At 73.6% G+C, this 24,405-nt stretch carries 20 protein-coding genes and 4 pseudogenes; 2 read left to right on the top strand and 22 right to left on the bottom strand.

The annotated features are described in order from the left end of the window. The first annotated feature begins 137 nt into the window (after positions 1-137). Positions 138-1,531 (top strand): annotated as a pseudogene (gene xylB / locus AC38ZX_RS02355) (xylulokinase). Between the two features lie 87 nt (positions 1,532-1,618). Here xylB and AC38ZX_RS02350 read toward each other — a convergent pair. The 20 genes and pseudogenes from AC38ZX_RS02350 to AC38ZX_RS02255 form a co-directional block, all read right to left on the bottom strand. Then, complete coding sequence (locus AC38ZX_RS02350; protein ID WP_426594276.1) at positions 1,619-1,954, bottom strand: histone-like nucleoid-structuring protein Lsr2; 336 nt, start codon at positions 1,952-1,954, stop codon at positions 1,619-1,621. A gap of 66 nt (positions 1,955-2,020) precedes the next feature. After that, positions 2,021-2,221 carry a hypothetical protein gene (locus AC38ZX_RS02345; protein WP_491296212.1) on the bottom strand — a complete coding sequence of 67 codons (201 nt, stop codon included), beginning with the start codon at positions 2,219-2,221 and terminating at the stop codon, positions 2,021-2,023. A gap of 1 nt (position 2,222) precedes the next feature. Continuing rightward, the gene (gene lysS / locus AC38ZX_RS02340) at positions 2,223-3,725 is read right to left on the bottom strand and encodes a lysine--tRNA ligase (RefSeq protein WP_491296211.1); all 1,503 of its coding nucleotides are present in this window, start codon (positions 3,723-3,725) and stop codon (positions 2,223-2,225) included. Positions 3,726-3,774: 49 nt separating this feature from the next. Continuing rightward, on the bottom strand, positions 3,775-4,656 hold the full coding sequence (nadC, locus tag AC38ZX_RS02335) for a carboxylating nicotinate-nucleotide diphosphorylase (protein ID WP_491296210.1): 882 nt from the start codon (positions 4,654-4,656) through the stop codon (positions 3,775-3,777). Between the two features lie 278 nt (positions 4,657-4,934). Then, positions 4,935-6,659 carry an L-aspartate oxidase gene (locus AC38ZX_RS02330; RefSeq protein ID WP_426594272.1) on the bottom strand — a complete coding sequence of 575 codons (1,725 nt, stop codon included), beginning with the start codon at positions 6,657-6,659 and terminating at the stop codon, positions 4,935-4,937. Further along, positions 6,656-7,114 (bottom strand): aspartate 1-decarboxylase, encoded by a 459-nt coding sequence (gene panD / locus AC38ZX_RS02325; RefSeq protein WP_491296208.1) that lies wholly within the window; start codon positions 7,112-7,114, stop codon positions 6,656-6,658. The genes AC38ZX_RS02330 and panD overlap by 4 nt, the downstream gene beginning before the upstream one ends. After that, positions 7,111-8,022 carry a pantoate--beta-alanine ligase gene (panC, locus tag AC38ZX_RS02320; protein ID WP_491296207.1) on the bottom strand — a complete coding sequence of 304 codons (912 nt, stop codon included), beginning with the start codon at positions 8,020-8,022 and terminating at the stop codon, positions 7,111-7,113. Before panC ends, panD begins: the two co-directional genes overlap by 4 nt. Beyond that, positions 8,019-9,020 (bottom strand): Rossmann-like and DUF2520 domain-containing protein, encoded by a 1,002-nt coding sequence (locus AC38ZX_RS02315; RefSeq protein ID WP_491296206.1) that lies wholly within the window; start codon positions 9,018-9,020, stop codon positions 8,019-8,021. The genes panC and AC38ZX_RS02315 overlap by 4 nt, the downstream gene beginning before the upstream one ends. Next, positions 9,017-10,624: a PH domain-containing protein gene (locus AC38ZX_RS02310; protein ID WP_491296205.1), complete on the bottom strand. Its 1,608-nt coding sequence runs from the start codon at positions 10,622-10,624 to the stop codon at positions 9,017-9,019. The genes AC38ZX_RS02315 and AC38ZX_RS02310 overlap by 4 nt, the downstream gene beginning before the upstream one ends. Next, positions 10,621-11,130 carry a PH domain-containing protein gene (locus AC38ZX_RS02305; RefSeq protein ID WP_491296204.1) on the bottom strand — a complete coding sequence of 170 codons (510 nt, stop codon included), beginning with the start codon at positions 11,128-11,130 and terminating at the stop codon, positions 10,621-10,623. The genes AC38ZX_RS02310 and AC38ZX_RS02305 overlap by 4 nt, the downstream gene beginning before the upstream one ends. 42 nt (positions 11,131-11,172) lie before the next feature. Then, positions 11,173-11,664 carry a DUF3180 domain-containing protein gene (locus AC38ZX_RS02300; protein ID WP_426594266.1) on the bottom strand — a complete coding sequence of 164 codons (492 nt, stop codon included), beginning with the start codon at positions 11,662-11,664 and terminating at the stop codon, positions 11,173-11,175. Continuing rightward, complete coding sequence (gene folK, locus AC38ZX_RS02295; RefSeq protein WP_491296203.1) at positions 11,664-13,196, bottom strand: 2-amino-4-hydroxy-6-hydroxymethyldihydropteridine diphosphokinase; 1,533 nt, start codon at positions 13,194-13,196, stop codon at positions 11,664-11,666. Before folK ends, AC38ZX_RS02300 begins: the two co-directional genes overlap by 1 nt. Continuing rightward, positions 13,193-14,175 (bottom strand): annotated as a pseudogene (folP, locus tag AC38ZX_RS02290) (dihydropteroate synthase). Before folP ends, folK begins: the two are co-directional and overlap by 4 nt. 17 nt (positions 14,176-14,192) lie before the next feature. Beyond that, complete coding sequence (folE, locus tag AC38ZX_RS02285) at positions 14,193-14,804, bottom strand: GTP cyclohydrolase I FolE (protein ID WP_491296202.1); 612 nt, start codon at positions 14,802-14,804, stop codon at positions 14,193-14,195. 2 nt (positions 14,805-14,806) lie between these two features. After that, a pseudogene (gene ftsH, locus AC38ZX_RS02280) lies at positions 14,807-16,839 on the bottom strand (ATP-dependent zinc metalloprotease FtsH). Positions 16,840-16,968: 129 nt separating this feature from the next. Further along, a complete protein-coding gene (gene hpt, locus AC38ZX_RS02275; RefSeq protein ID WP_426594262.1) occupies positions 16,969-17,523 on the bottom strand; it encodes a hypoxanthine phosphoribosyltransferase in 555 nt (184 codons plus the stop codon). Positions 17,524-17,542: 19 nt separating this feature from the next. After that, positions 17,543-17,734 carry a TilS substrate-binding domain-containing protein gene (locus AC38ZX_RS02270; RefSeq protein WP_491297280.1) on the bottom strand — a complete coding sequence of 64 codons (192 nt, stop codon included), beginning with the start codon at positions 17,732-17,734 and terminating at the stop codon, positions 17,543-17,545. After that, a complete protein-coding gene (tilS, locus tag AC38ZX_RS02265) occupies positions 17,719-18,453 on the bottom strand; it encodes a tRNA lysidine(34) synthetase TilS (protein ID WP_491296201.1) in 735 nt (244 codons plus the stop codon). Before tilS ends, AC38ZX_RS02270 begins: the two co-directional genes overlap by 16 nt. A 78-nt stretch (positions 18,454-18,531) precedes the next feature. Next, a complete protein-coding gene (locus AC38ZX_RS02260) occupies positions 18,532-19,575 on the bottom strand; it encodes a zinc-dependent metalloprotease (protein WP_426594260.1) in 1,044 nt (347 codons plus the stop codon). 110 nt (positions 19,576-19,685) lie between these two features. Next, positions 19,686-21,098 (bottom strand): D-alanyl-D-alanine carboxypeptidase/D-alanyl-D-alanine-endopeptidase, encoded by a 1,413-nt coding sequence (locus AC38ZX_RS02255; RefSeq protein ID WP_491296200.1) that lies wholly within the window; start codon positions 21,096-21,098, stop codon positions 19,686-19,688. A 155-nt stretch (positions 21,099-21,253) separates the two neighbouring features. Here AC38ZX_RS02255 and AC38ZX_RS02250 point away from each other — a divergent pair, with 155 nt between their 5' ends. After that, positions 21,254-21,751: an inorganic diphosphatase gene (locus AC38ZX_RS02250; RefSeq protein ID WP_426594258.1), complete on the top strand. Its 498-nt coding sequence runs from the start codon at positions 21,254-21,256 to the stop codon at positions 21,749-21,751. Between the two features lie 99 nt (positions 21,752-21,850). Here AC38ZX_RS02250 and AC38ZX_RS02245 read toward each other — a convergent pair whose 3' ends face one another. Together AC38ZX_RS02245 and AC38ZX_RS02240 are read right to left on the bottom strand one after the other, a co-directional pair. Continuing rightward, positions 21,851-23,266, bottom strand: a complete 1,416-nt coding sequence (locus AC38ZX_RS02245; RefSeq protein ID WP_426594257.1) for a C40 family peptidase — start codon at positions 23,264-23,266, stop codon at positions 21,851-21,853. A gap of 245 nt (positions 23,267-23,511) precedes the next feature. After that, positions 23,512-24,286 (bottom strand): annotated as a pseudogene (locus AC38ZX_RS02240) (phosphate ABC transporter ATP-binding protein). Between the last annotated feature and the right edge of the window lie 119 nt (positions 24,287-24,405).

Below are 24,405 nucleotides of genomic sequence, written 5' to 3'. Positions count from 1 at the left end.
GCGGCTGCCGCCACGGAAAGACCCATGACGTCCGCGCTCGTGCGGCCCCCTGAACCGCACGAGTGCGGACGTCGTGGCCCGTTCTCCCCGGTAGCCTCCGCGCCGCCGGGACTCGTCTGCTGTGTGAGGGGATCGTCATGACGCTCGTAGCCGGGGTGGACTCCTCGACGCAGGCCTGCAAGGTCGTCGTCCGCGACGCCGAGTCCGGCGCGCTGGTGCGCAGCGGCCGCGCGCCGCACCCGGACGGGACGTCCGTGCACCCGCGGCACTGGTGGGACGCGCTGCAGTCCGCGATCGCGCAGGCCGGGGGTCTCGACGACGTCGCCGCGATCTCGGTGGGTGGCCAGCAGCACGGGCTCGTCGCACTGGACGCGTCCGGCGAGGTCCTGCGTGACGCGCTGCTCTGGAACGACACCCGGTCGGCGGGGGCCGCAGCCGACCTGACCGAGGAAGCGGGGCCGCCGAGTGGGCGTCCGCCGTCGGGTCGGTGCCCGTGGCCTCGCTCACCGTGACGAAGCTGCGCTGGCTGCGCGACGCAGAGCCGTCGATCGCGGAGCAGGTGTCCGCCGTCGCGCTCCCCCACGACTGGATCACCTGGCAGCTGTCGGGCGCGGTCGGTCTGGACACGCTGGTCACCGACCGGTCGGACGCGTCCGGCACCGGCTACTGGTCCCCGTCGAGCGACACCTACCGGTACGACCTGCTCGAGCTCGCGCTCGGTCGCCGCGCCCTGCTCCCCCGCGTCCTGGGTCCGTCCGAGGCAGGCTTGCGCGCGCTCGGCGGCCAGGTGCTCGGACCGGGCGCCGGCGACAACGCCGCGGCCGCGCTCGCCCTCGACCTGGCCCCCGGTGACGTCGCCGTCTCGATCGGGACGTCCGGCGTCGTCTCGGCCGTGTCGAGCGCGCCGACCGCCGACGCCTCCGGCCTGGTCAACGGGTTCGCCGACGCCACCGGCGCCTTCCTGCCCCTTGCCTGCACCCTGAACGCCTCCCGCGTGCTCGACGCGACCGCGCGCATGCTCGGCGTCGACCACCGTGGCCTCTCCGACCTGGCCCTGAGCGCACCCGCAGGCGCCGACGGACTCGTCCTGATCCCCTACCTCGAGGGCGAGCGCACGCCCAACAAGCCCGACGCGACCGGCGCGCTGCACGGGATGCGCCTGGCCAACACGACGCCGGCGCACCTCGCACGCGCGGCCGTCGAGGGGATGCTCTGCGCGCTGGCCGACGGCATCGACGCGCTGCGCGCGCAGGGCGTGCCCGTGCAGCGGCTGTTCCTCGTCGGCGGCGGTGCGCAGTCCGCCGCGGTGCGTGAGATCGCACCGAGCGTCCTCGGGCTCGACGTCCAGGTCCCGACCCCTGGCGAGTACGTCGCGGACGGGGCCGCCCGGCAGGCCGCCTGGGTGGTCACGGGCGAGGCCCCGGCGTGGAGCTCGTCGACCGAGGCCGCCGTCCACCGCGCGGAGCCCCAGCCGCAGGTCCGGGCGCAGTACGCCGCGGTCCGCGAGCTCACGGGCACGCGGCCGATCTAGCCTCTGCTCCCGGGAACGCGGAAGCGCCCGGCGCGGGGCGCCGGGCGCTTCGTCGACCGGGCGGGGCCGGCGAGCGTGCTCGTGCGGTCAGTGCGCCGCGTCGTACGCGGCCTTGACCTCGGCCGAGATGCGACCGCGCTCGGACACCTGGTGCCCGTGCACCTTGGCCCACTCCCTGATGGCCTGCGCGTCGCCGGACGACGAACGACGACCACGGGGGGCGGCCGACTTGCCTGCCGCCGCACGGCCGCCGACCTTGCGCGCGTGCCCGACCCACTGGGCGAGCGCGTCCCGCAGCTCGGTCGCGTGCGCGCCGGTCAGGTCGATCTCGTAGGTGACGCCGTCGAGCCCGAACGTCACGGTCTCATCGGCGGTTCCACCGTCGATGTCGTCGACCAGGAGGACCTGGACCTTCTGCGCCATTGTTCGCTCCGTCTGACAGATGTTGCAATGCTGACGCCGTCACTATGACACCGCCGCATTAAGCCGTCAAACGCTGGAGGGCGGCGTTTCGCTTTGTGCGTTTCGCGCCTTCGCGGCTTCCGCGATGCGTTCCTCGGCATCCATTTTGGCCAGCGCCTGCCGTTCCGTGCGGTCCGCATTGACCAGAGCGCGCATGGCGAACCAGAACAGCAGGCCGACGCCGATCGAAGGGAGCAGTGCCGCAAGGGCCAGGAACAGGGGATTCACGTCACACCAGAGGTTTCACGAGAGGAAACAGGATGGTCTCGCGGATACCGAGCCCGGTGAGGGTCATGAGCAGTCGGTCGATGCCCAGGCCGATGCCCCCGCTCGGCGGCAGCGCATACTCGACCGCCGTGAGGAAATCCTCGTCCACGCGCATGGCCTCGTCGTCGCCGGCGGCCGCGAGCAACGCCTGCGCCTCGAACCGCTGCCGCTGGATCACGGGGTCCACCAGCTCGGAATAGCCGGTCGCCAGCTCGACGCCGCGCACGTAGAGGTCCCACTTCTCGACGACCCCAGGGACCGTGCGGTGCGCCCGGACCAGCGGGCTCGTCTCCACCGGGAAATCGCGCACGAATGTCGGTGCGTGCAGGTCGTCGCCCACCCGGTGCTCCCACAACAGCTCGATCAGCTTGCCATGATTGAGCTTCTTGGGATCGGTATCGATGTCGAACTTCTGCGCCAGAACGTGCAGGTCGGCCAAGGACGTCTCGGGAGTGATCTCCATTCCCAGCGACTCCGCGAGAGAGTCGTACATCGACAGCTGCGCCCAGGCACCGCCCAGGTCGTAGTCCGAACCGTCAGGCAACGTGACCGTCGTGGTGCCCAGAACGTCGAGCGCCGCGGTCTGCACGAGGTTGCGCGTCAATTCCGCCATCGTGTCGTAGTCGCCGTAGGCCTCGTACGCCTCGAGCATCGCGAATTCCGGCGAGTGCGTGGAGTCGGCCCCCTCGTTGCGGAAGTTGCGGTTGATCTCGAAGACGCGCTCGATCCCGCCGACCACCGCGCGCTTGAGGAACAGCTCCGGCGCGATCCGCAGGTAGAGGTCCATGTCGAACGCATTCATGTGCGTCACGAACGGCCGGGCGGCGGCTCCGCCGGGCTGCGTCTGCAGCATCGGCGTCTCGATCTCGACGAAGTCGCGCGCGTGGAAGTTGTCGCGCAGGGAGCGGATCATCGCCGGGCGCAGGCGAGCTGTCTGGCGGGCCTGAGGGCGCACGATCAGGTCGACGTAGCGCTGCCGGACGCGGGCCTCCTCGGACAGCTCGACGCCCTCGTACAGGTTGGGCAGCGGGCGCAGCGACTTGGCGGCGATCAGCCAGGAGTCTGCGAGCACCGACAGCTCGCCGCGCCGCGACGAGATCACGCGGCCGTGCACGAACAGATGGTCGCCCAGGTCGACGTCCGTCTTGAACGCCGCAAGACGCTCCTCGCCCACCGCTTCCAGGCTGAACATGGCCTGCAGCCGGTTGCCCTCGCCGTCCTGCAGCGTGGCGAAGCACAGCTTGCCGCCGACCCGCACGAAGACGACCCGGCCGGCAACGCCGACCTCGTCGTCCGTCTCGGTCCCGGCCTCGAGCTCGGGGTAGGCGGCGCGGACGGCGGCGATGGTGTGCGTGCGCGGTACGCCGACCGGGTAGGCCTCCTGGCCTGTCGCCAGCAGCCGTTCGCGCTTCTCCCGCCGGACGCGGATCTGCTCGGGGGCGTCGTCGGTGGGGGCCTCGGTCACCGGGCAAGGATACCGGCGCTCCCTGTGCCGTTCTGCGCCGGGCGTCAGGTCAGCGCCCGGGCGCTTCCAGGTCGAGGGCGAGGTCCAGGATCGGCGACGAGTGCGTGAGCCCGCCCACCGACAGGTAGTCGACCCCCGTCTCGGCCACCTCGCGCGCGCGGTCCAGGGTGAGGTTGCCGGTGGCCTCGAGCTCGACCGCGCGGTCGCGTGCGCGCACCGCCTGGACGACCTGCCGCAGCAACGGCGTCGGCATGTTGTCGAGCAGCAGGAACCGTGCGCCGGCGTCGACCGCCTCGAGCGCCTGGTCCAGCGTGTCCGCCTCGACCTGGATGAGCACGTCCGGGTACCGCGCCCGGATGGCGTCGATGGCCGCGGTCACCGAGCCGGCCGCGACCACGTGGTTGTCCTTCACCATCGCGACGTCGAACAGGCCCATCCGCTTGTTCGTGCCTCCGCCGCAGCGCACCGCGTACTTGTCCAGGGCGCGCAGGCCGGGTGTGGTCTTGCGGGTGTCGAGCACCTGGGCGCCCGTGCCCTCCAGCGCGTCCGCCCACCGGCGCGTGTGCGTCGCGACGCCCGACGCGCGGCTGGCCAGGTTGAGCAGCGTGCGCTCGGCCACCAGGAGCACCTGGGTGCGTCCGTCGAGGACCGCCAGCACGTCTCCGCGCTGCACACGTGTGCCGTCGGGGACGCGCTGGTCGACCGTCGGCGCGGGCAGCCCGAGGCGCTCCGCAACCTGCTGGACCACCGTCGGCACGAGCACGAGGCCCGCGACGACGCCCGCCTCCCGCGCGACCAGGTCCGCCGTGCCCGTCGCGTCCGGGGAGATGGTCGACTGCGTGGTGACGTCCCGCCCGGGCGCCGGCCCGAGGTCCTCGTCGAGGGCGGTCGCGACGATGTGGGCGACCCATTCGGGATCGAGCGTGTTCACGCGCCCACGCTAACCCGCGCCGCCCCACGCCCGAGCCTCCGGTCCACCCCGGGCCGCCGGACCCCCGCCCCGAACGGCACGTCGGCGCGAGAACGGCACTTCTACGCGAGAACGGCACGTCCAACTGCCGTTCTCGCACCAAACTGCCGTTCTCGGCGCCGGCAGGGGGGCGGCGGGGGCGCCACCAGGGGGACGCTGGCATGGGGCCGGCAGCGGCGCCGACACGGCGGCGCCGGCCGGGGCCCGGCAGGGGGCGGCGGGGTGCGCCGGCAGGGGCGTCAGGTGAGGGGGGTCCGGCGTGTGGTGAGAGTGCCGTCGGCGTCCAGGGCGGCCTCCAGGCGCAGGCGCCACGCGGCGACCTGCGTCGGGAAGTCGCTGCGGGCGTGGCCGCCGCGGCTCTCCTCGCGCTCCAGAGCGGTCGCCGTCAGGACGGTGGCCACCTGGTGCACGTTGGTGGTCTCCCACTCGGCGACCTGTGGGGCGGCCAGCCGGCGGCCCTCGTCGCTGCGCAGGTGCGCGTCTGTCGGGACCGCCGCCAGCGCTGTCGACGCGCGCGTCAGGCCCTCGCCCGACCGCACCACGCCCGGGCCGTCGGACGCGATCCGCTGCACCCGGGCGCGCGACGCGGCGGCGACGAGCGCCTCGGCACCCGACCGCTCGACGGGTTCGACGTGCGCCAGCGGCTCCCGGGCGATGTGGCGGGCCGCGCGGGTGGCGAACACCAGGCCTTCGAGCAGCGAGTTCGACGCGAGCCGGTTGGCGCCGTGCACACCTGTACAAGCGGTCTCGCCGACGGCGTACAGACCGGGGACGGTCGTGCGCCCGACCAGGTCGGTGACGATGCCGCCCGAGTGGTAGTGCTGCGCGGGGGCGACGGGAACCAGGTCGGTGGTCAGGTCGATGCCGTGGTCGCGCAGGCGCTCGTGGATGGTCGGGAAGCGGCGCCGCAGGAACGCCGCGCCCAGGTGCCGGGCGTCCAGCCACACGTGGTCCGCGCCCGTGGCGGCCATCCGGTGGACGATCGCGTGGGCGACGATGTCCCGCGGCGCGAGCTCGGCCATCGGGTGCACGTCTGGCATGAACCGCACGCCGTCGGTGTCGAGCAGCAGCGCGCCTTCACCGCGGACCGCCTCGGACACGAGCGTGAGCTGGCCCTTCACGCCGGCGCCCAGCCACAGGACGGTCGGGTGGAACTGCACGAACTCGACGTCCCCGAGCACCGCTCCGGCCCGCAGCGCGGCGGCGATCCCGTCGCCGGTCGCCTGCGACGGGTTGGTGGACGAGCGGAAGACCTGGCCGATGCCGCCGGTCGCCAGGACGACGGCGCTGCCGAGCGCCGCACCGACGCCGTCACGCTGACCCTCGCCGATGACGTGCAAGGTGACACCGCAGGCGCGGCCCGGGCGGCCGTCGGCCGTCGGTGGACCCGTCAGGACGTCCAGCACGAGTGCGTGCTCGATCACCTCGATGCCCGGGTCGTTGCGGACCGCCTCGATCTGCGCGACGAGCGCGCGAGAGACCTCGGCACCCGTCGCATCCCCGCCCGCGTGCACGATGCGGTCGGCGTGGTGGCCGCCCTCGCGGGTCAGCGAGATGGAGCCGTCGGGCGCTCGGTCGAACACGGCACCGCGCGCGACCAGCTCCCGGACCCGGGCGGGACCCTCGGTGACGAGCACCTCGACGGCCCGCGGGTCGCACAGGCCGGCACCCGCGACCAGGGTGTCCGACAGGTGCGCCGCCGGCGAGTCCGACGGGTCGAGCGCCGCGGCGATGCCGCCCTGCGCCCAGACCGTCGAGCCCGACGCGAGCGTGTCCTTGGTGACGAGCAGGACCCGCGGCACCCGCGTGCGCAGCTCGAGCGCCGCGGTCAGGCCTGCGATCCCGGACCCGACGACCACGGCGTCCGCCTGGACCGTCCAGCCCGGTTCGGGCGCTGCTAGTCGCGTGGCCAGGGTGATGCCCGTCGCGGTCGTGCGGGTCGGGTCACCGACGAGGGCCGTCACCGTGCACGTCCCACGGCCACGGCGGCGCGCCCCTGTGCCAGCGGCAGACCGCTCGGTTCGAGGTCGGGCCATCCGACGGGCACCTGGCCCGGGTCGTCGCCGACCGCGACCGCCCGGTTGCGTCCGTCGACGAGCACGACGTGGGGCGCGTAGGTACGCGCCTCCTCGTCGGACAGCTGCCCGTAGGCGATGAGGATGACGACGTCGCCTGGGTGCATCAGGTGGGCGGCCGCGCCGTTGACGCAGACCTGGCCGGCCGAGCCCGCGATCGCGTAGGTGGTCAGGCGCGCGCCGTTGGTCACGTCGACCACGTCGACCTGCTGGCCCGGGAGGATGTCCGCGGCGGCCAGCAGCGCGGCGTCGACCGTGATCGAGCCCACGTAGTGCAGGTCGGCCTGCGTGACGGTCGCGCGGTGGATCTTGCCGGTCATCATGGTGCGCACCAGGCTCGTCACGCCGAAACCTCCACGGTGTCGTTGTCGATGAGTCGCGTGCTGCCCACCTGGGCCGCGAGCAGGAGCAGGGCCTCGCCCCGGTAGGACGGCCCGACGTCGTCGAACGTGTCCGGGTCGACGAGCGCGACGTAGTCGACGTCCTCGACGCCCGCGGCGTGCAGGACGTCGAGCGCGGTCGTCCGGATGGCGACCGCCGAGCCCTTCGGCGACGCGAGCCGCAGCGCCTGCGAGAGGCCGAGCGCACGGCGGCGCTCGTCGGTGGACAGGTAGGCGTTGCGGCTCGACAGGGCCAGGCCGTCCTCGTCGCGGACGACGGGCGCACCATGGACGACGACCGGGACGTCGAGGTCGCGGACCATGCGCCGGACCGCGGCGAGCTGCTGGGCGTCCTTGCGGCCGAACAGGGCGACATCGGGACGCGTGAGGTGCAGCAGCTTGAGGACGACGGTGAGGACGCCGTCGAGGTGACCGGGCCGGGAGGCGCCCTCGAGCACCGCCCCGATCGCGCCGCCGCCGACCCGCACGATCGGGTCGCCGTCGGGGTACATCACGTCCGGGCCGGGGGCGAACACGATGTCGTCCGGACCCAGCAGGCCCGGGCCCGACAGCAGCGCGAGGTCACCGTCCAGGTCGCGCGGATACCGGGACAGGTCCTCGCCGGCGCCGAACTGCAGCGGGTTGACGAAGATCGTCACCACCACCGCGTCAGCCAGCTCACGGGCCTTCGCAACGAGGGACAGGTGGCCGGCGTGCAGCGCACCCATCGTCATCACGACCGCCCGGCGGTGCGGCCGGGCGGTGTGGGCGCCGCGGCCCTCGGTGCGCGGGACCGCCTGCACGTCCTGCACCGCCAGCGCAGCGGCGAGCTCCTCGCGCGTGCGCACGAGCGTCGTGGTCTGCGTGGTCATTCCTCGTCCTCCTGCTGGCCCGACTGCCGCTCCACGTCCCCGTACAACGTCACAGAGCCCTCGTTGATGCCGTCGAGCACGTCCTGGGCTGCCGACGCCGAGATCAGACCGGCCGCGAGCGCCCGGCCCGCCGCCGAACGGGCCAGAGCACGGTACCCCTCGACGACGTCGACCGCCCCCGTCCGGGCGGCGAACCCGGCCAGCGCCGCCCCGTGCTCGCGGACCGTGCCCGCGTCACCGCGGCGCACCGGACCGGTCAGCGCACTGATCGCGCCCGGGCCGCGGCTGCCGGTGGCGGGGTCGGTGGGCGACTCGGCCCGCAGGGCACCGTCGAGCGCGGCCTCCAGCAGCGGGGCGAGCATGCGTCCGGGGTCGGTGACTCCTGCGGCCGCCAGCGCCTGGGCGGCCTGCGCGACGAGGACGACCAGGTGGTTCGCACCGTGCGCGAGGGCCGCGTGGTAGAGGCCACGCGCGTCCTCGTCGAGCACCACCGGCTCGCCACCGATCTCCACGACGAGCGCCTGCCCGATCGGCAGCACCGGGTTGGGGGCGGTGACGGCGAAGGAGCAGCCGACGAGGCGCGACAGGTCCAGCGACGTGCCCGTGAACGTCATCGCCGGGTGCAGGGCGAGCGGGATGGCGCCGGCCGCGCGCGCGGGTGCAAGGACGCCGACGCCGAACCGACCCGACGTGTGCACCACGATCTGGCCGGCCTGCCAGGCGCCCACGTCTGCCAGGCCCTGCACGAGGCCCGCGAGCGCGTCGTCGGGGACGGCGAGCAGGACCAGCTCGGCACGCCGGACCACCTCCGGGATGTCGAGCACGGGCACCCCGGGCAGCAGCGTCGCGGCGCGCTCGCGGCTGGCCTCCGAGATCGCCGACACCGCCACGACCGGATGGCCCGCGCCGCGCAGGGCGTTGCCCAGGACCGCGCCCACCCGGCCCGCGCCGACGACGCCGACCCCGAGCCGGCCGGGGCGGGTGGCCGGGTCGCTCACGCGGACTCCCCCGTCGGTGCGGCGTCCGTGCGCACGCCGACCGCGCGCATCCACTGCTCCGGGGTGGCGACCGCACGGGCGTCGCGCGCGCGGGCGGCCTGCTCGTCGATGAGCGCAGCCGCGACCGCGCCCGAGAGGTGCTCGACCCGCGGCGAGACCGGACCGGGCGTCGAGTGCAGGACGAAGGAGGCCAGTCCCAGCCTGCGCTGCAGCCACCCCTGCTCGATCCCGAGGGACTGGGTGCGCTCGTGCGGCACCACGTCGACCTGCCGCCAGAACCGCCCGCTGCGGGTCACCAGCGCGCGGTCGGTGACCCGGAACCCGTGCCGGCGCCAGCCGACCGGGTCGACCCAGCGCGCGCTGCGAGGAGCACCGGTGAAGCCGGCGTCGTCGCCGGAGCTGTCGAGCGCGGCGTCGATCAGGGCCACGGGGTCCGCCACCCCGAGGTCCGGGAGCACCATCCAGAGCGCCGTCATCGCCTCGCTGCGCGTCGCCACCGGGTGCAGCACGGTGTCCCGCTGCGACTCGTTGCCCTGGCCGTACCCCGCGACGTTGATCTCGACACGCCACCAGTCCTTGCCGCGCCACAGCGGCGTCTGCGAGAGCCGGATCGCCTGCACGCGGCCGGGTGGAACCGTCTGGGCCCGGTTCTCGGTCAGGCCGTGCCGCAGCCGGATGCCGTCGGGCGAGATGGCGGCCCGGAAGTTGGCGCCCTGGTTCACGCGGTTCCAGACGAACGCCGCACCACCGGCCAGCGCCGGCAGCAGGTAGAAGATCGAGCCGAAGTCCCCGGACAGTGCCACCGCGACGACGATCCCGGCACCCGCCAGCAGAAGGACGGGCACGGCGCCCGACCGGAAGCTGGCGACGACGAGCCGGGCGATCGGCAGCTCGTAGACCTCCCGCTCGGGCGCGGCGTCGAACCGCGCCGGCGCCTGCTGCGGTGCGGTCTCGTCCACCGGCGCCGGTGACAGAGGTGCTGGTGCTGATGCCGGTGCGGTGGGCGCAGACCCGGGTGCGGCCGGGCGGTGCAGCCCGGCAGCCAGGGCCAGCAGCTCGGCCCGCAGCACCTCGGCGTCGGCCTCCCGCAGGAACGCGAGCGACACGCCCGACCCGTCGCCGCCCGCGGTCTCGATCTTGAGCTCCCAGAGCCCCACCAGCCGCGCCAGGAGCGGCTGGACCACGTCGACGGCCTGGAGCCGGTCGAGCCGCGCCTGTCGCTGCTGCCGGAACAGCAGTCCCGTGCGCAGGTGCACCGCCTCGTCGGTGACGGCGAACCGGGTCACCCGCCAGGCCAGCGACGAGTACGCGAACCCGATCAGGGCCACCAGCGCGACGCCGCCCAGCACCGCGAGCCACGCCTTGCCGTGCCGCAGGTCGACCGCCTGGCGCAGGTTGTCCGACTGGATCACGACGATGCCGATGACGACCGCGAGGATCCGCCACCCCTTGAGCGCCGGGGTGATCGGGTGCATCCGGCGCCAGCCGACGATCGCGTCCGGACCCTCGACCGGCTCGGGCCCGACCTTCCGCAGCTCCGCCTCGACGGCTGCGCTGTCGACGGCCGCCGGCTCGTGCCCGTCGCCCGGGTGGGGCTGCGTCACAGCCCCGCCAGCCGGGCCTCGCCGCGCGAGGCCATCCGGTCGCGCAGGCGCGCGGCCTCCTGCGGGGGCAGGCCGTCGATCGCGGCGCTCGTCGCCGGGGCGGCCGTGTGCAGCTGCACCGTCGCGATGCCGAACCTGCGGGCCAGCGGGCCGGCGTTCACGTCCACGTACTGCATCCGCCCGTAGGGCACGACGACCATCGAACGGATCATGATCCCGTGCCGCACCAGCAGGTCGTCGGCCCGCTCGGCGTAGGCCATCGCACCGACCTGGCGCGGCACCAACCAGGCGATCCACACGCCGAGCAGCACCACGACCACCGGGAACGCCCAGACCCACGTCACCCCGGCGGCGACCGCGATCACGACCGTCAGCAGCAGGAGCGGGACCAGCACGATCGCGGCCACCGTCAGCCGCGCACCGATCAGCTTGCGGGACACGGGTGTCCACGTGACGTCGCTCGGGTCGAAGGGCTCCCGGCTCGGCGCAGGCGCGTCAGAGGTCATGCGTCCATCCTGTCATCGCACGGTCGGTCGGTCGGCCGGCCGTCACGGCGTGCTCGCGCCCGGCGCCGGGCGGTCCCGCGCCGCGTCGGCGCTCGCGTCGGGCGGCGGGATGCGGCAGAAGCGCTCGACGACGAGCCCGACGACCGCGAGCACGACGCCCCCGGCCATCGCGATCGCGGCCGACAGCACCCGCCCACCCGTGCCCGGCTCGTCCGTGCCCGAGAGCAGCGCGAGCACGTGCCCGCCGTACCACCCGGCGAGCAGCGCGCCCGTGTAGCAGGACGCCTTGGCGAGGACGACGGTCCGCGCCGCCCGCAGGGCCGACAGGTTGGGCCGCTTGCCCTGCAGGTACTGCCGGACGTGCCAGCCGAGCACGAACACCACGGCGGCGATGGCGAGCTCGACGACGACGACGAGCCACGGCACGCTCGGCGGCAGCGCACCGTCCCGGGCCATGGAGCGCAGGACGATCCAGGTGCCGACCGCGACGCCCGCCGTCGTGAGCAGCAGGGTCTGCCAGCGGGTGCTGTGCATCACGACCTCGGCGCCTCGGAGCCGTCCTCGGACGTGCGCTCGTCCTGGCTCGGCGCCGCAGGCTGCGCGGTCAGCCAGTCGAGCGCCAGCCAACGGATGCCGTCCCGATCGGGCGCCGTCGCCGCCAGCGCCGCGACCGGGCCGCCCCCGAGCCCGGGCAGCACAGCCTGCGGGTCCAGCTGCGCCCAGGGCTCCAGGACGAACGCGCGCTCGTGCGCCCGCGGGTGCGGCAGCTCGAGGTCGTCGGTCACCGCCAGCACCGAGCCGAACACGATGATGTCGATGTCCAGCGTGCGCGGCCCCCAGTGCTCCTCGCGGACCCGGCCGTGGTTCTGCTCGATCGCCTGGGTCGCGCGCAGCAGCTCGCGCGGCGACAGCATGGTGCGCGCCAGGACGACCGCGTTCAGGTAGTCGGGCTGGTCGGGCCCGCCGACGGCGGCCGTGCGGGCCAGCGGCGACACCTGGACCACCTCGAGGCGCGTGGTGTGGGAGAGCGCGTCGACGGCGGCGCGCAGGGTGTCCTGGGCCGCGCCGAGGTTCGCGCCCAAGGCCAGCACCACGTCGACGACCGTCGACGGGGGCACGTCCAGCGCGTCCGACACGACCTCGCCCACGACCAGGTCCGTCCGGGTCTCGACCAGGTCCGCGCCGAACGCCGGGACGTCGCCGGTCGGTACGTCGGACGCCTGCGGCGAACCGCCGGCGTGGGTCTCGTTCGCCGCCTCGACGGTCGGTGCGGGTGCAGGCTCCGGCGTCAGCCCGGTCGGCGTGAACGCGACGGGCACGGGAACGGCAGCCGTGCCGTCGGGGTCGTCGGAAGCGGTCCACGGCTCCGACCCGAGGGGCGGCACGATCTCCGACCAGGGCACGGTCGGTGGAACGACCGCGGTCGCGACCGGAGGCGCGACGACCGGCGGGACGACGACCGGGGGCGCAGCGACCTGCGCGACGACGACCGGGGCCACCTCGACGGGTTCGGCGGCGACGAGCCCCGCCACCAGCGGCGCACCGGGCGCCGGGGTCACCGGGAACGACGCGGTCGGCGTCGGCGTGGGGCGCGCGGCGGCCGAGCCGTCGGACTGGGCACGCGGCAGGTACGGCTCGGCGGCCGGCAGCTTGGCGCGATCCCGGCGGATGCGGATCACCACGTCCCCGAACGGCACCTCGATGGGCGCCTGCGGCTTGTGCACGCTGACGTCCACCGCCTGCACGACCGCCTGGGCCAGCACCGTGGCGGCGATGCGCTCGGCCACGGTCTCGATCAGGTCCACGGGCTCGCCGGAGAGCACGGCGGCCACCTGCTCGGCGAGCTCGCCGTAGTGGAGCGTGCGGGTGAGGTCGTCGCTGGCGGCGGCGCGGCGGGTGTCCAGGTGCACGACGACGTCCGCGACGAACGTCTGGCCCGCGCGGCGCTCGAAGTCGAACACGCCGTGATACCCGGTGGCAGCGATGCCGAGGAGCCGGATCTGGTCCAGCAGACGGCCGCTGCCGTCCAGGACGCCGCCGCCCTCCCACTGCTCGTCGGTGGTCACCGCGTGCTCCCTCCGGTTCGTGCGTCCTCGTCGACTGCGAGCTCGTCCTCGCCGTCCGCCTCGGCCCGACGGATCTGGCGATCCTCGCGCTCGAGCCGGGCGTCCCGACCGATCTGTGGGTTCCCGGCCCGCCAGGCAGCGGCCACCCGGACCGCATCGGCAGAGCCTGCCACCTCGTGCACCCGCACGCACCAAGCCCCCGCGGCGGCGGCCAGCGCGGAGACCGCGGCGGTCGCCCCGTCGCGGGCGAGCGGTGGCGCGGGCTCTCCGTCGGCGCCCGCGAGCAGGTGCCCGAGGAAGCGCTTGCGGCTCGCACCGACCAGCACCGGGAACCCGTCGGCAAGCAGCCCGGCAGCCGGGCCAGCAGCGGCCAGTTGCTCGCGCCGGCCTTGGCGAACCCGAGACCGGGGTCGAGGATGATCTGCTCGTCGCGCACGCCGGCGGCACGCAGCGCCGCCACCCGCTCGGCCAGCTCGCGCCGGACGTCGGTGACCACGTCGTCGTAGTCGTCGAGGTCGTCCATCACGTCGGCGTGCCCCCGCCAGTGCATCGCGACGTAGGCGGCGCCGGTCTCGGCGACCACGGCGTACATGGCGTCGTCGGCCAGCCCGCCGGACACGTCGTTGACCAACCGGGCCCCGCGCGCGACGGCCTGGCGCGCGACGACGGCACGGGTGGTGTCGACGCTCACGACCGCACCCCGCGCGACGAGCCCCTCGATCACCGGGAGCACGCGGTCCAGCTCGTCCTGCACCGGCACCCGGCGCGCGCCGGGACGGGTGGACTCGCCGCCGACGTCGAGCAGGTCGGCGCCCTGCGCCACCAGCTCCAGCCCGTGCGCCACGGCGGCCGTCGGGGTGAACCAGCGGCCACCGTCGGAGAACGAGTCGGGCGTGACGTTCACGACGCCCATGACCAGGGTTCGTTCGGCGTCCGGGATCCCGATCACGCTGCCGAGCCTAGGGGCGGCGGCGGACATGACGTTCGAGGGCGGCGTCAGCGGCCGAGCACGAGGCTCATGGCCTCGGCCCGCGTCGCGACGTCGCGCATCTGCCCGCGGACGGCGGACGTCACGGTGCGCGAGCCCGGCTTGCGCACGCCGCGCATCGACATGCACAGGTGCTCGCACTCGACGACCACCAGCACGCCGCGAGGCTGGAGCTCGGCCACCATCGCGTCCGCGATCTGCGCGGTGAGGCGCTCCTGCACCTGCGGGCGGCGCGCGAACACCTCGACCAGCCGGGCGAGCTTGCTCAGGCCGGTGATCCGACCGTCCACGCCGGGGATGTAGCCGACGTGCGCGACGCCGTGGAACGGCACGAGGTGGTGCTCACAGGTGGAGTACACCTCGATGTCCTTGACCAGCACCATCTCCTCGTGACCGAGGTCGAACGTCGTCGTCAGCACGTCCGCGGGCTCCTGGAACAGCCCGGCGAAGATCTCCTTGTACGACCGCGCCACCCGCGCCGGCGTCTCGCGCAGGCCCTCGCGGTCGGGGTCCTCGCCCACCGCGATCAGCAGCTCGCGGATCGCGGACTCGACGCGCGCCTCGTCGTACTCCCCGACCGCGGTGCCCCGGTGGGTGGTGGCCGGCCCGATGTCGCCCACGGTCAGCTGCTCGAGTCGGGCGTGTGCCCGGGCGGGACCTCGATGATCCGCTGGCCCGGGAACCCGAACGCCTCGGCCGCCTCGTCCTCGGGGATGATCGGCTTGCCGTTGCGGCCGGCGATCTCGGCGGGCGTCATCACCGGCGGCCGGTCGGAGACCGCGCGCTGGTCGCTGGACAGCCAGATCTGACGCGGGGGGCGCTTGGTGATCGGCTCGAAGATCTTGGCCAGCTGCTCCTGGTTGAGCGTCTCCTTGTCGAGCAGCTCGAGCACCAGGGCGTCCAGCACGTCGCGGTACTCGACCAGGATCTCCCAGGCCTCGTCGTGCGCCCGCTCGATCAGGGCGCGCACCTCGAGGTCGATGGACGCGGCGACGTCCTCCGAGTAGTCGCGCTGGTGGCCCATGTCGCGGCCCATGAAGACCTCGCCGGACGCCTGGCCCAGCTGGATCGCGCCGAGCCGCGCGCTCATGCCGAACTGCGTGACCATCTTGCGGGCCGTGGACGACGCCTTCTCGATGTCGTTGCTGGCACCGGTGGTCGGGTCGTGGAAGACGAGCTTCCTCGGCGACGCGCCCGCCCATCGCGTAGGCCAGGGTGTCCAGCAGCTCGTTGCGGGTGGTCGAGTACTTGTCCTCGGTCGGCATGACCATCGTGTACCCGAGCGCGCGGCCGCGCGGCAGGATCGTCACCTTGGTGACGGGGTCCGTGTACCGCAGCGCCGTCGCCACCAGGGCGTGGCCGCCCTCGTGGTACGCGGTGATCTTGATCTCCTTGGGGTTCATCACCCGGGTGCGCTTCTGCGGCCCGGCGATGACCCGGTCGATCGCCTCGTCCAGCGTGCGGTCCGTGATGATCTGCTGACCGGTGCGCGCCGTCAGCAGGGCGGCCTCGTTGAGCACGTTGGCCAGGTCCGCACCGGTGAAGCCCGGCGTGCGGCGCGCGACGACGTTGAGGTCGACGTGGGGGGCCATCGGCTTGCCCTGCGAGTGCACGTGGAGGATGCGCTCGCGGCCCTTGAGGTCGGGCGGGTCCACGGCGACCTGGCGGTCGAACCGGCCCGGCCGCAGCAGCGCCGGGTCGAGGATGTCGGGGCGGTTGGTAGCCGCGATGAGGATGACGTTCGCGTTGGCGTCGAACCCGTCCATCTCGACGAGCATCTGGTTGAGCGTCTGCTCGCGCTCGTCGTGACCGCCGCCCATGCCGGCACCACGGTGCCGCCCGACCGCGTCGATCTCGTCGATGAAGATGATCGCGGGGGCGTTCTCCTTGGCCTGGTTGAACAGGTCGCGCACGCGGCTGGCGCCGACGCCGACGAACATCTCGACGAAGTCCGAGCCGGAGATGGCGTAGAACGGCACCCCGGCCTCGCCGGCGACGGCACGCGCGAGCAGGGTCTTGCCGGTTCCGGGGGGCCCGTACAGGAGCACGCCCTTGGGGATCTTGGCGCCGACCGCCTGGAACTTGGCGGGCTCGGCCAGGAACTCCTTGATCTCCTGCAGCTCCTCGACGGCCTCGTCGACACCCGCGACGTCACCGAACGTGACCTGCGGGGACTCCTTGCTGACCAGCTTGGCGCGCGACTTGCCGAAGCTCATCACCCGCGAGCCGCCGCCCTGCATCTGCGCTGAGGAAGAAGAACAGACCGATGATGATGATCAGCGGGACCAGGAACGTCAGGACGCTCAGCCACCACGGGCTCTGCGGGACGTCCGAGGTGTAGCCGTCCTTCGGGTTCGCCTCGGCGATCGCGTTCACCACCGACTCGCCCTGCGGGACGACGTAGTTGAACTGCACGAGCTTGCCGTAGTTCTTGCTGTCCTTGGTGAAGTCCTCGGCCAGCGTGAGGTTGACCCTCTGCACGCCCTCGGTGATCTTGGCCTGGTCGACCTTGCCCGCCGCGATGAGGGCCATGCCGTCCGACGTGTCGATGCTGCTGACCTTGGGCGAGTTGAGCGAGCTGAAGCCGAAGGCCGCCACGACCAGCGCGAGGGCGATCCACAGGATGAGGCTACGAGAAAGACGCTTGACGTTCATGGGTGATCGGGGCCGGGCCCCTCATCCTCCGCTCGCGGGTCTGGTTGCTCGAAGTTACCCGATGAACCTGGCGACTCCCGACCGTGTTCACCGAGGGCGCACTCGGACGAACGCGCGTCCCGCGGCTGCTCAGGCCCCGTACACCCGTGGGGCCAGCGTGCCCACGAACGGCAGGTTGCGGTACTTCTCGGCGTAGTCGAGGCCGTATCCGACGACGAACTCGTTCGGGATGTCGAACCCGACGTAGCGGACGCCGACGTCGACCTTGGCCGCGTCGGGCTTGCGCAGCATCGTCGCCACCTCGACCGTGGCCGGGCCACGGGAGCGCAGGTTGGACAGCAGCCACGACAGCGTCAGGCCGGAGTCGATGATGTCCTCGACGATCAGGACGTGGCGGCCCGTGAGGTCCGCGTCGAGGTCCTTGAGGATGCGGACCACGCCCGAGGACTTGGTGCCCGAGCCGTAGGACGACACCGCCATCCAGTCCATCTGGACCGGGGTGTGCAGCCGCCGCGCGAGGTCCGCCATGACCATCACGGCACCCTTGAGCACGCCCACCAGCAAGAGCGGCTTGCCCGCGTAGTCGGCGTCGACCTGCGCCGCGATCTCGTCGAGACGACCGTGCAGCTGCTCCTCGGTGAGGAGCACCCGCTCGAGGTCGTCACCCATGTCCGCCGGGTCCACCGCAGTTGCTCCTCGAATATCAGGACGGCTGTACGCCGCTGTCCGCCGGGCCGAGTGCAAGCCTGCCATACGCCCGGCGCGCGGCGACCCCGCCCGGGAGGGCGACCGGGCCCTGCCCGTGCCAGTCGGTGACGAGCGCGTCGACCGCGAGCACGTGCGCCCGGCTGAGCGCACCCGCCGGGCTGCCCGCCTCGATCATCGCCGTGCGCAGGGCGCGGCGACGGATCGCGTCCGGAGCGTTCGCCAGGACGTCGACGTCCAGACCGGCGGCGTGCGTCCGGGGAGCTCAGCCAGCTCGCCCGCCAGTCCGTCGAGCGCGTCGGCGTCCTCGCGCAGCTGGGCCGCGGTCCGGGCCAGGGCCTGGGCGACCCCCGGACCGAGCACGCGGTCGAGCGTGGGCAGCACCTCCGTCCGCACGCGGCTGCGCAGCGGCGCGTCCGGACGCGAGCCGTCGTTGGTCGGGTCCTGCCAGGCAGTCAGCCCCTGAGCCGCGCAGGCCGCCTCGGTGTCGGCGCGCCGCAGGCCGAGCAGGGGTCGGCGGAACCGCCCGCGCGTCGCCGGCATGCCCGCGAGCGCCCGGGCGCCCGAGCCGCGCGCGAGACCCAGCAGGACCGTCTCGGCCTGGTCGTCCAGGGTGTGCCCGAGCAGGACCGCGGCCGCCTCCGGGACGTCCAGGGCCGCGTACCGGGCCGCACGGGCCGACGCCTCCGGCCCGCCGGGGCCCGTCGGGTCCACGCGCACGACCTCGACCGGGTCCAGGCCGAGGGCCACGCACGCGGTCGCGGCCGTCGCCGCGACCTCGTCGGAACCAGGCTGCAGCCCGTGGTCCACCACCATCGCGCCGACCCGCCAGCCCGTCTTCCTCCCGACGAACGCCGCACCCGCCGCGAGCGCGAGCGAGTCGGCGCCGCCCGAGCACGCGACGAGCACGAGCTCCCCCGGGGCCGACGTCTCCCAGCGCCGCCGCGACCGCCGCCCGCACCGCCGCGACGGCGGGCGCGGGACCGGTCACCCGTGGACCCGGCGGACCCAGGCGCGCGGGTCGGCGATCTCCGGCGGGAGAGGCAGGTTCTGGGCGGAGGCGAACACCGCGTTGAACCCCGTCGTCCCGACCGACCGCCGCACCTCCCGGACGAACTTCGCCCCGTCGCGGTACTGGGCCAGCTTGGCGTCCAGGCCGAGCACCCGGCGCAGCACCTGGTCGAGTCCCTTGCCCTTCGACGCCTGGTCGCGGCGGGCGTCGAACGCGGTGCGGATCCGCCGGACGGTCGGCACGACCGACGGGCCCACCTCGTCCATGGTCACGTCGGCATGGCCCTCCAGCAGCGACATGACCGCGCCGACCTCCTCGAACACGGTCCGCTGCCGCGGCGAGAGGGCGTCGAGGATCCCGCCGCCGTCGTCGCCGAGCGCCCGCGTGACCGATCCCACCAGGTCCGGCCGGGCACCCTCACCGGTCAGGTCGTTGAGCAGCTCCGCGGCCCGCGAGCGCACGTGCTCCGCGAGCCACGGCGCGGCCGCGAACTGCATCGCGTGCGTCTGCTCGTGCAACGCCACCCACAGCCGGAAGTCCGACGCGTCGACCTTGAGCTTGCGCTCGTGGTGCAGGACGTTGGGCGCGACGAGCAGCAGGCGGCCGACGTGCCGGCCCTGGGGCGTGAACGGGTCGAACTGGCCGAGCACCTTGGTGGACAGCAGCGCGAGCACGCCGCCCACCTGGGCCGCACCCGCCGCGCGCGCGCCTCGACCGCTGGGGACCTCGACGTCCCCGGTCATCACCCCGAACATCTGCGCGTTCGCCTGGGCCCAGCGCGCCCGGTCCACCACCAGCACGTTCGAGACGTCCTTCGGGTCGGTGCCGTCGGCCGCCTCGAGCTGGGCGATCTCCGCCACGTGCACCGCCGCCCGGCCGGCGGCGTCCCGCAGCTCGTCGACGAGGCTCTCCAGCTGGCCGCGCTCGGCCGTCGGGCCCGGCATCGCCAGCCGCCCGGCGATCGCCGCGGCGCGCCGCCAGTCGACGAGATCGTTCTGGTCGTTCGCAGAGGGCTCCACACCGTCACGGTAACCGCCGGTCCCGCGGTCGGCCCCCGAGTTCGGCCGTCGGCGCAACGAGGGTTGAGACGACGTGCGCGGCACGCGCAGCCCGACAGGTCGGTCGCGGCTCAGCGGCAGCCGCAGGCCGCCAGCGTGCTCACGAACTGGTCGATCGCGGCGCGCGGGTTCCACTGACCGCCGTCGGGGGTCGCGTCCGCCAGGACCGCGAAGACGAGCTGCCGCTGCTCGGCGTCGAGAACCGTGCCCGACAGCGCGGTGACGTGCGGGAGGCTGCCGGTCTTGGCGCGCACCATGCCGCGCGCGTCCGACTGCGTGAAGCGGTCGGACAGGGTGCCGGTCAGGCCCGCGATCGGCATGCCGGTCGCGACGTCGCGCAGGGTGGGGTGCGCGGGGTCGGTGGACAGCCGGACCAGCCCGGTGAGCAGGCTGGGCGGCAGGTACGAGCCCGCGCCGAGACCGGACGCGTCGACCAGGTGCGCACCCGTGGTGGGGACGCCCGCGACGTCGACCGCGTGCAGCACCGCCGCCGACGCGCCGTCGAAGCTGGCCGGCAGCCCCTCCTTGAGGGCGACCAGCCGGGAGACGACCTCCGTGATCGTGTTGTCGGAGGTGTCGAGGAAGTGGTGCACGATCTTGTCCAGCGTCGCCGACTCGACCTTGCCGATCTCGCGCCCGTTCGACGGCTTGTCGGCGCGGAACGGCGCCCCGGTCACGGTGATGCCGTGCTCGGCCAGGCGCGCCGCGAACGTCTTGGCCGCGGCGATCGACGGGTCCGCGTAGCGCGGCGGGTACTCGCCCGCCTTGATCTTGGCGGTGTCGACGGCGAGCGCGGTGACGGGGGCGACGAATCCCGCGGCGATGTCCGAGGTAGCCCAGTTCGGGCTCAGGGTGGGGCCGGTGAACAGGCTGTCGTCGACGCCCAGCTCGACCGTCGTCGCGCCCGCGAGCTGCAGGGCCTTCGCGACCTGCGCGGCGAGGTCCGCCAGGCCCGCGTGCCCCTCGGTCGCGGAGGGGTCGCCCGCGCCGGCCGCGAGCATCATGTCGCCGCCTCCCACCAGCACGATCCGGTTCCCGTCGCCCTTGACCACCGTGGTCGGCAGGGTCAGGTCGGGGCTGAGCGTGCTCAGGCTGGCGATCGCGGTCACCAGCTTGGCCGTCGACGCCGGAGTGCGGCCCTCGTCGGGAAGATGACTCGCGAGCGTGTCCCCCGTGAGCTGGTCCTGCACGAGGATGCCGACGCTCGCACCCATGCGGGGGTCGGCGACGAGCTTGTCGACGAGCGCCTGCACCTGGGCGTTGCCCGGCACGGGCACCTGAGGGTCGAGATCGGCGAGCGCGGGCGTCAGGGCCGCCGGCTCGACGGCCCCGGGAGCGGTCGGGAACGGTGCGGGCTGCGCGGGCTCCGGGGCCAGCGTGACCAGGCCGGGGACCACGTCGTAGGCGTCCGCGGTGGCGTACGCGCCCACCGCGAGGACCACGACGAGCAGGCTCGTACCCACCACGCGCCCCGCTGTGGTCATCGTCACCTCGCCCCACTCGTTACCAGCCGTTCGGTGCGTCAGACTACTGTCCGAGACGAAGGCGCCCCTGACACCCGGCGCGCCGCACGACGAGTGTCGCTGCGACCGCCGGTCCCGGAACCCCCGGGCGCGGACGCGGGGCGAAGGAGAGTGCTGTGGAGTTCGACGTCACGATCGAGATCCCGAAGGGTCAGCGCAACAAGTACGAGGTGGACCACGCGACGGGGCGTATCCGGCTCGACAGGATGCTGTTCACCTCGACCCGCTATCCCGACGACTACGGCTTCATCGAGGGCACCCTCGGCGAGGACGGCGACCCGTTGGACGCCCTGGTGCTGCTGGAAGAGCCGACGTTCCCGGGCTGCCTCATCCGCTGCCGCGCCCTGGGCATGTTCCGCATGCGCGACGAGGCGGGCGGCGACGACAAGGTCCTGTGCGTCCCGACCGGTGACCAGCGCGCCGCGTGGCGCCAGGACATCGACGACGTCTCCGACTTCCACCGCCTCGAGATCCAGCACTTCTTCGAGGTGTACAAGGACCTGGAGCCCGGCAAGTCCGTCGAGGGCGCCCACTGGACCGGCAAGGCCGAGGCCGAGGCGGAGATCGAGCTCAGCCGCCAGCGCGCGATCGACACCAACTACTACAACCACTGACAGCGCCGCGACGTCCGCACCCGGGGCCCCTCCGCCCCAGAGGTGCGGACGTTCGCACGTGTGGGCCTCGCGCGGCCGGACGACGACCGAGCGCGGAAGTTACGGGCGGCCCGCGTAGGGCATGGTGCCTGACCAGCGCATCTTGGTGACGCGCAGCGGGCTCAGCGGCTGCGGGGCCTCCATGATCTGGCCGTTCCCCGCCCACATGGCGACGTGGTAGATCGCGTCCGGGTCGTTGGGGTCGGTGGACCAGAAGACCAGGTCGCCGGGGCGCAGGTCGTCGTAGCTGATCTTGAGCACCTGCTTGTACTGGTCGCGCGAGGTGCGGTTGAGGCTGACGCCGCCGGCCGCGCGCCAGGCGCTCATGGTGAGCCCGGAGCAGTCGTAGGCGTCCGGCCCGGCCGCCGCCCACACGTACGGGAAGCCGATCTTCGTCTCCGCCCAGGCCAGGGCTGCCGCGCCGGCACCGGCGGAGCCGCGAGAGGTCCCCGTACCGAGGCCGTACTTGCTGGCGGGCGGGGCGGTGGTCGCGGGCGGCGCCGTCGTGGCCGGTGGCGTGGTGGTCGCCGGAGGCGTGGTGGTCGCCGGCGGCGTGGTGGTCGCCGGCGGCGTGGTCGTCTTGGGCGGCGTGGTCGTGGTGGCCGGCGGCGTCGTGACGGCCACGGTCTTCGCAGGCGGCGCGACGACGGGCGGGGCCGGAGGTGGCTTCAGGGCGGCCGCCCGGGCGGCCGCGTCCTCGCGGTCACGTCGCTGCTGGTCGAGGAAGTCCTGGCGGGCGCGCTCGACATCGGCGCTGGTCTGCCGGGCGGCGGCCAGCTGGGCGAACAGGGTGTCGCGCTCGGCGGCGGCGGACGCCTGGGCCTTGACGGCATCGGACTGCGCCTGCTGCGCCGTGGTCAGGGCGCCGGCCGCGTCGGCCTTGGCGGACGCAGCCTTCGCGGCGGCGGTGTCGGCGCGGTGCGCGAGCATCGTCGAGATGAGCAGGGCGGCCCGGTACTTCTGGACGGCTTCGTCGGTCTTGCCGCTGATCCGGTCGAGTGCGGAGCTGCGTGCCGCGACGTCCTGGAAGCCGTCGGCGGACAGCAGGGACTGGAGCAGGTCGGTCGAACCGCCGGACCGCGCGATCTCCCGGGCGATCGCGACCAGCTGACGGCGGGCGGTCTCGGCGGTGGCCGCGGCGGTGCTCGACGCCGTCTTGGCGTCGGCGGAGGCTTGCGCGGCCGCGTCGGCGTCGGCGACGGCCTGCGTGTAGGCCTCGCCGGCCTGCTGGACCTTGAGGTTCGCCGCGTCCGTGATCGCGCTCAGCTGGGCGAGGCGGACCTCCATGCCGGCGACCGACTGGGACGCCGCGGCGACCGCACCCTTGGCGTCCTGGACGTCCTGTGCCGACGGAGGCGTGGGCTGCGGGGGGGCCGCGACGACGTCCGAGGCGGCGCCGACGAGCAGGGTCCCGACGAGCGCGACCGTCGCGACGACCGACGGAAGTCGGTACCGAGATGCGGCGCGCGGGCTCACGTTCCTCCAGCCGGACGGCCGTCGGCCACCCTCAGTTCCTCGAGCGTGACCAGGTGGCCACCCTCGGGGACGCTACCGGGCGAAACCTCAGAAGTGAACACCTGTCACACCAGTCCCACGAGTCACACGGTTGTGCTTTGGGACGAACGGGACATCGGCGGCGGCGCATCACCCGTATGCCATGGATATCGGCATGTCGGGTGGCGATCAGGAGGATTCCGGCCGAGACGAAGACCGACGACCCGTCAGCCGAACTGACCCTTCACATAGGCCGCCGTGCGTGGGTCCTGGGGCGCCCCGAACATCGCCTCGGTGTCACCGTGCTCCACGATGACGCCCGGCGTTCGGGCCTCGGCGAGGAAGAACGCGCACTGCTGCGACACCCGCAGCGCCTGCTGCATGTTGTGCGTGACGATGACGATCGTCACCTCGCGCGCGAGCTTCGAGCATCGTCTCCTCGATCACGCGGGTCGACGTCGGGTCGAGCGCCGAGCACGGCTCGTCCATGAGCAGCACGCGCGGCTGCACCGCCAGCGAGCGCGCGATGCACAGCCGCTGCTGCTGACCGCCGGAGAGCCCGCCACCGGGAGCCGAGAGACGGTCGCGCACCTCGTTCCAGAGCCCCGCCTTGGTCAGCGAGCTCTCGACGAGCCAGTCCTTCTGCTGCTGCGACACCCGTCGGCCCGTCAGCCGCAGGCCGGCCACGACATTGTCGTAGATCGACATGGCGGGGAACGGGTTGGGCTTCTGGAACACCATGCCGACCTGCCGGCGGGCATCGGTCAGCCGACGGCCGACGTCGTACATGTCCTGGCCGTCGAGCAGCACCTCGCCGGCCAGGCTCGCACTGGGGACCAGCTCGTGCATCCGGTTCAGGATGCGCAGGAAGGTCGACTTCCCGCAGCCGGACGGCCCGATGAGGGACGTGATGACACCGCCCGGCATGGTCAGCGAGACCCGGTCCAGGACCTGGTGGTCGCCGAACCAGGCCGAGATGTTCCGCGCGTCGAGCGAGGACAACGGCGCCGACGATCGAGGCACCTCCGTCGACGGGGCGATCACGGAGACCGCGCCGGACGCCGGTGACAGTGGCGTGGGCGCGGCCGGGCCCCGGTCCGTCAGGGGGACCGGGGAGATCA

The organism is Cellulomonas sp. McL0606 (assembly GCF_058248365.1).
The sequence above is the reverse complement of the archived record's forward strand: the minus strand, read 5'-3'. Positions and strand labels throughout refer to the sequence as shown.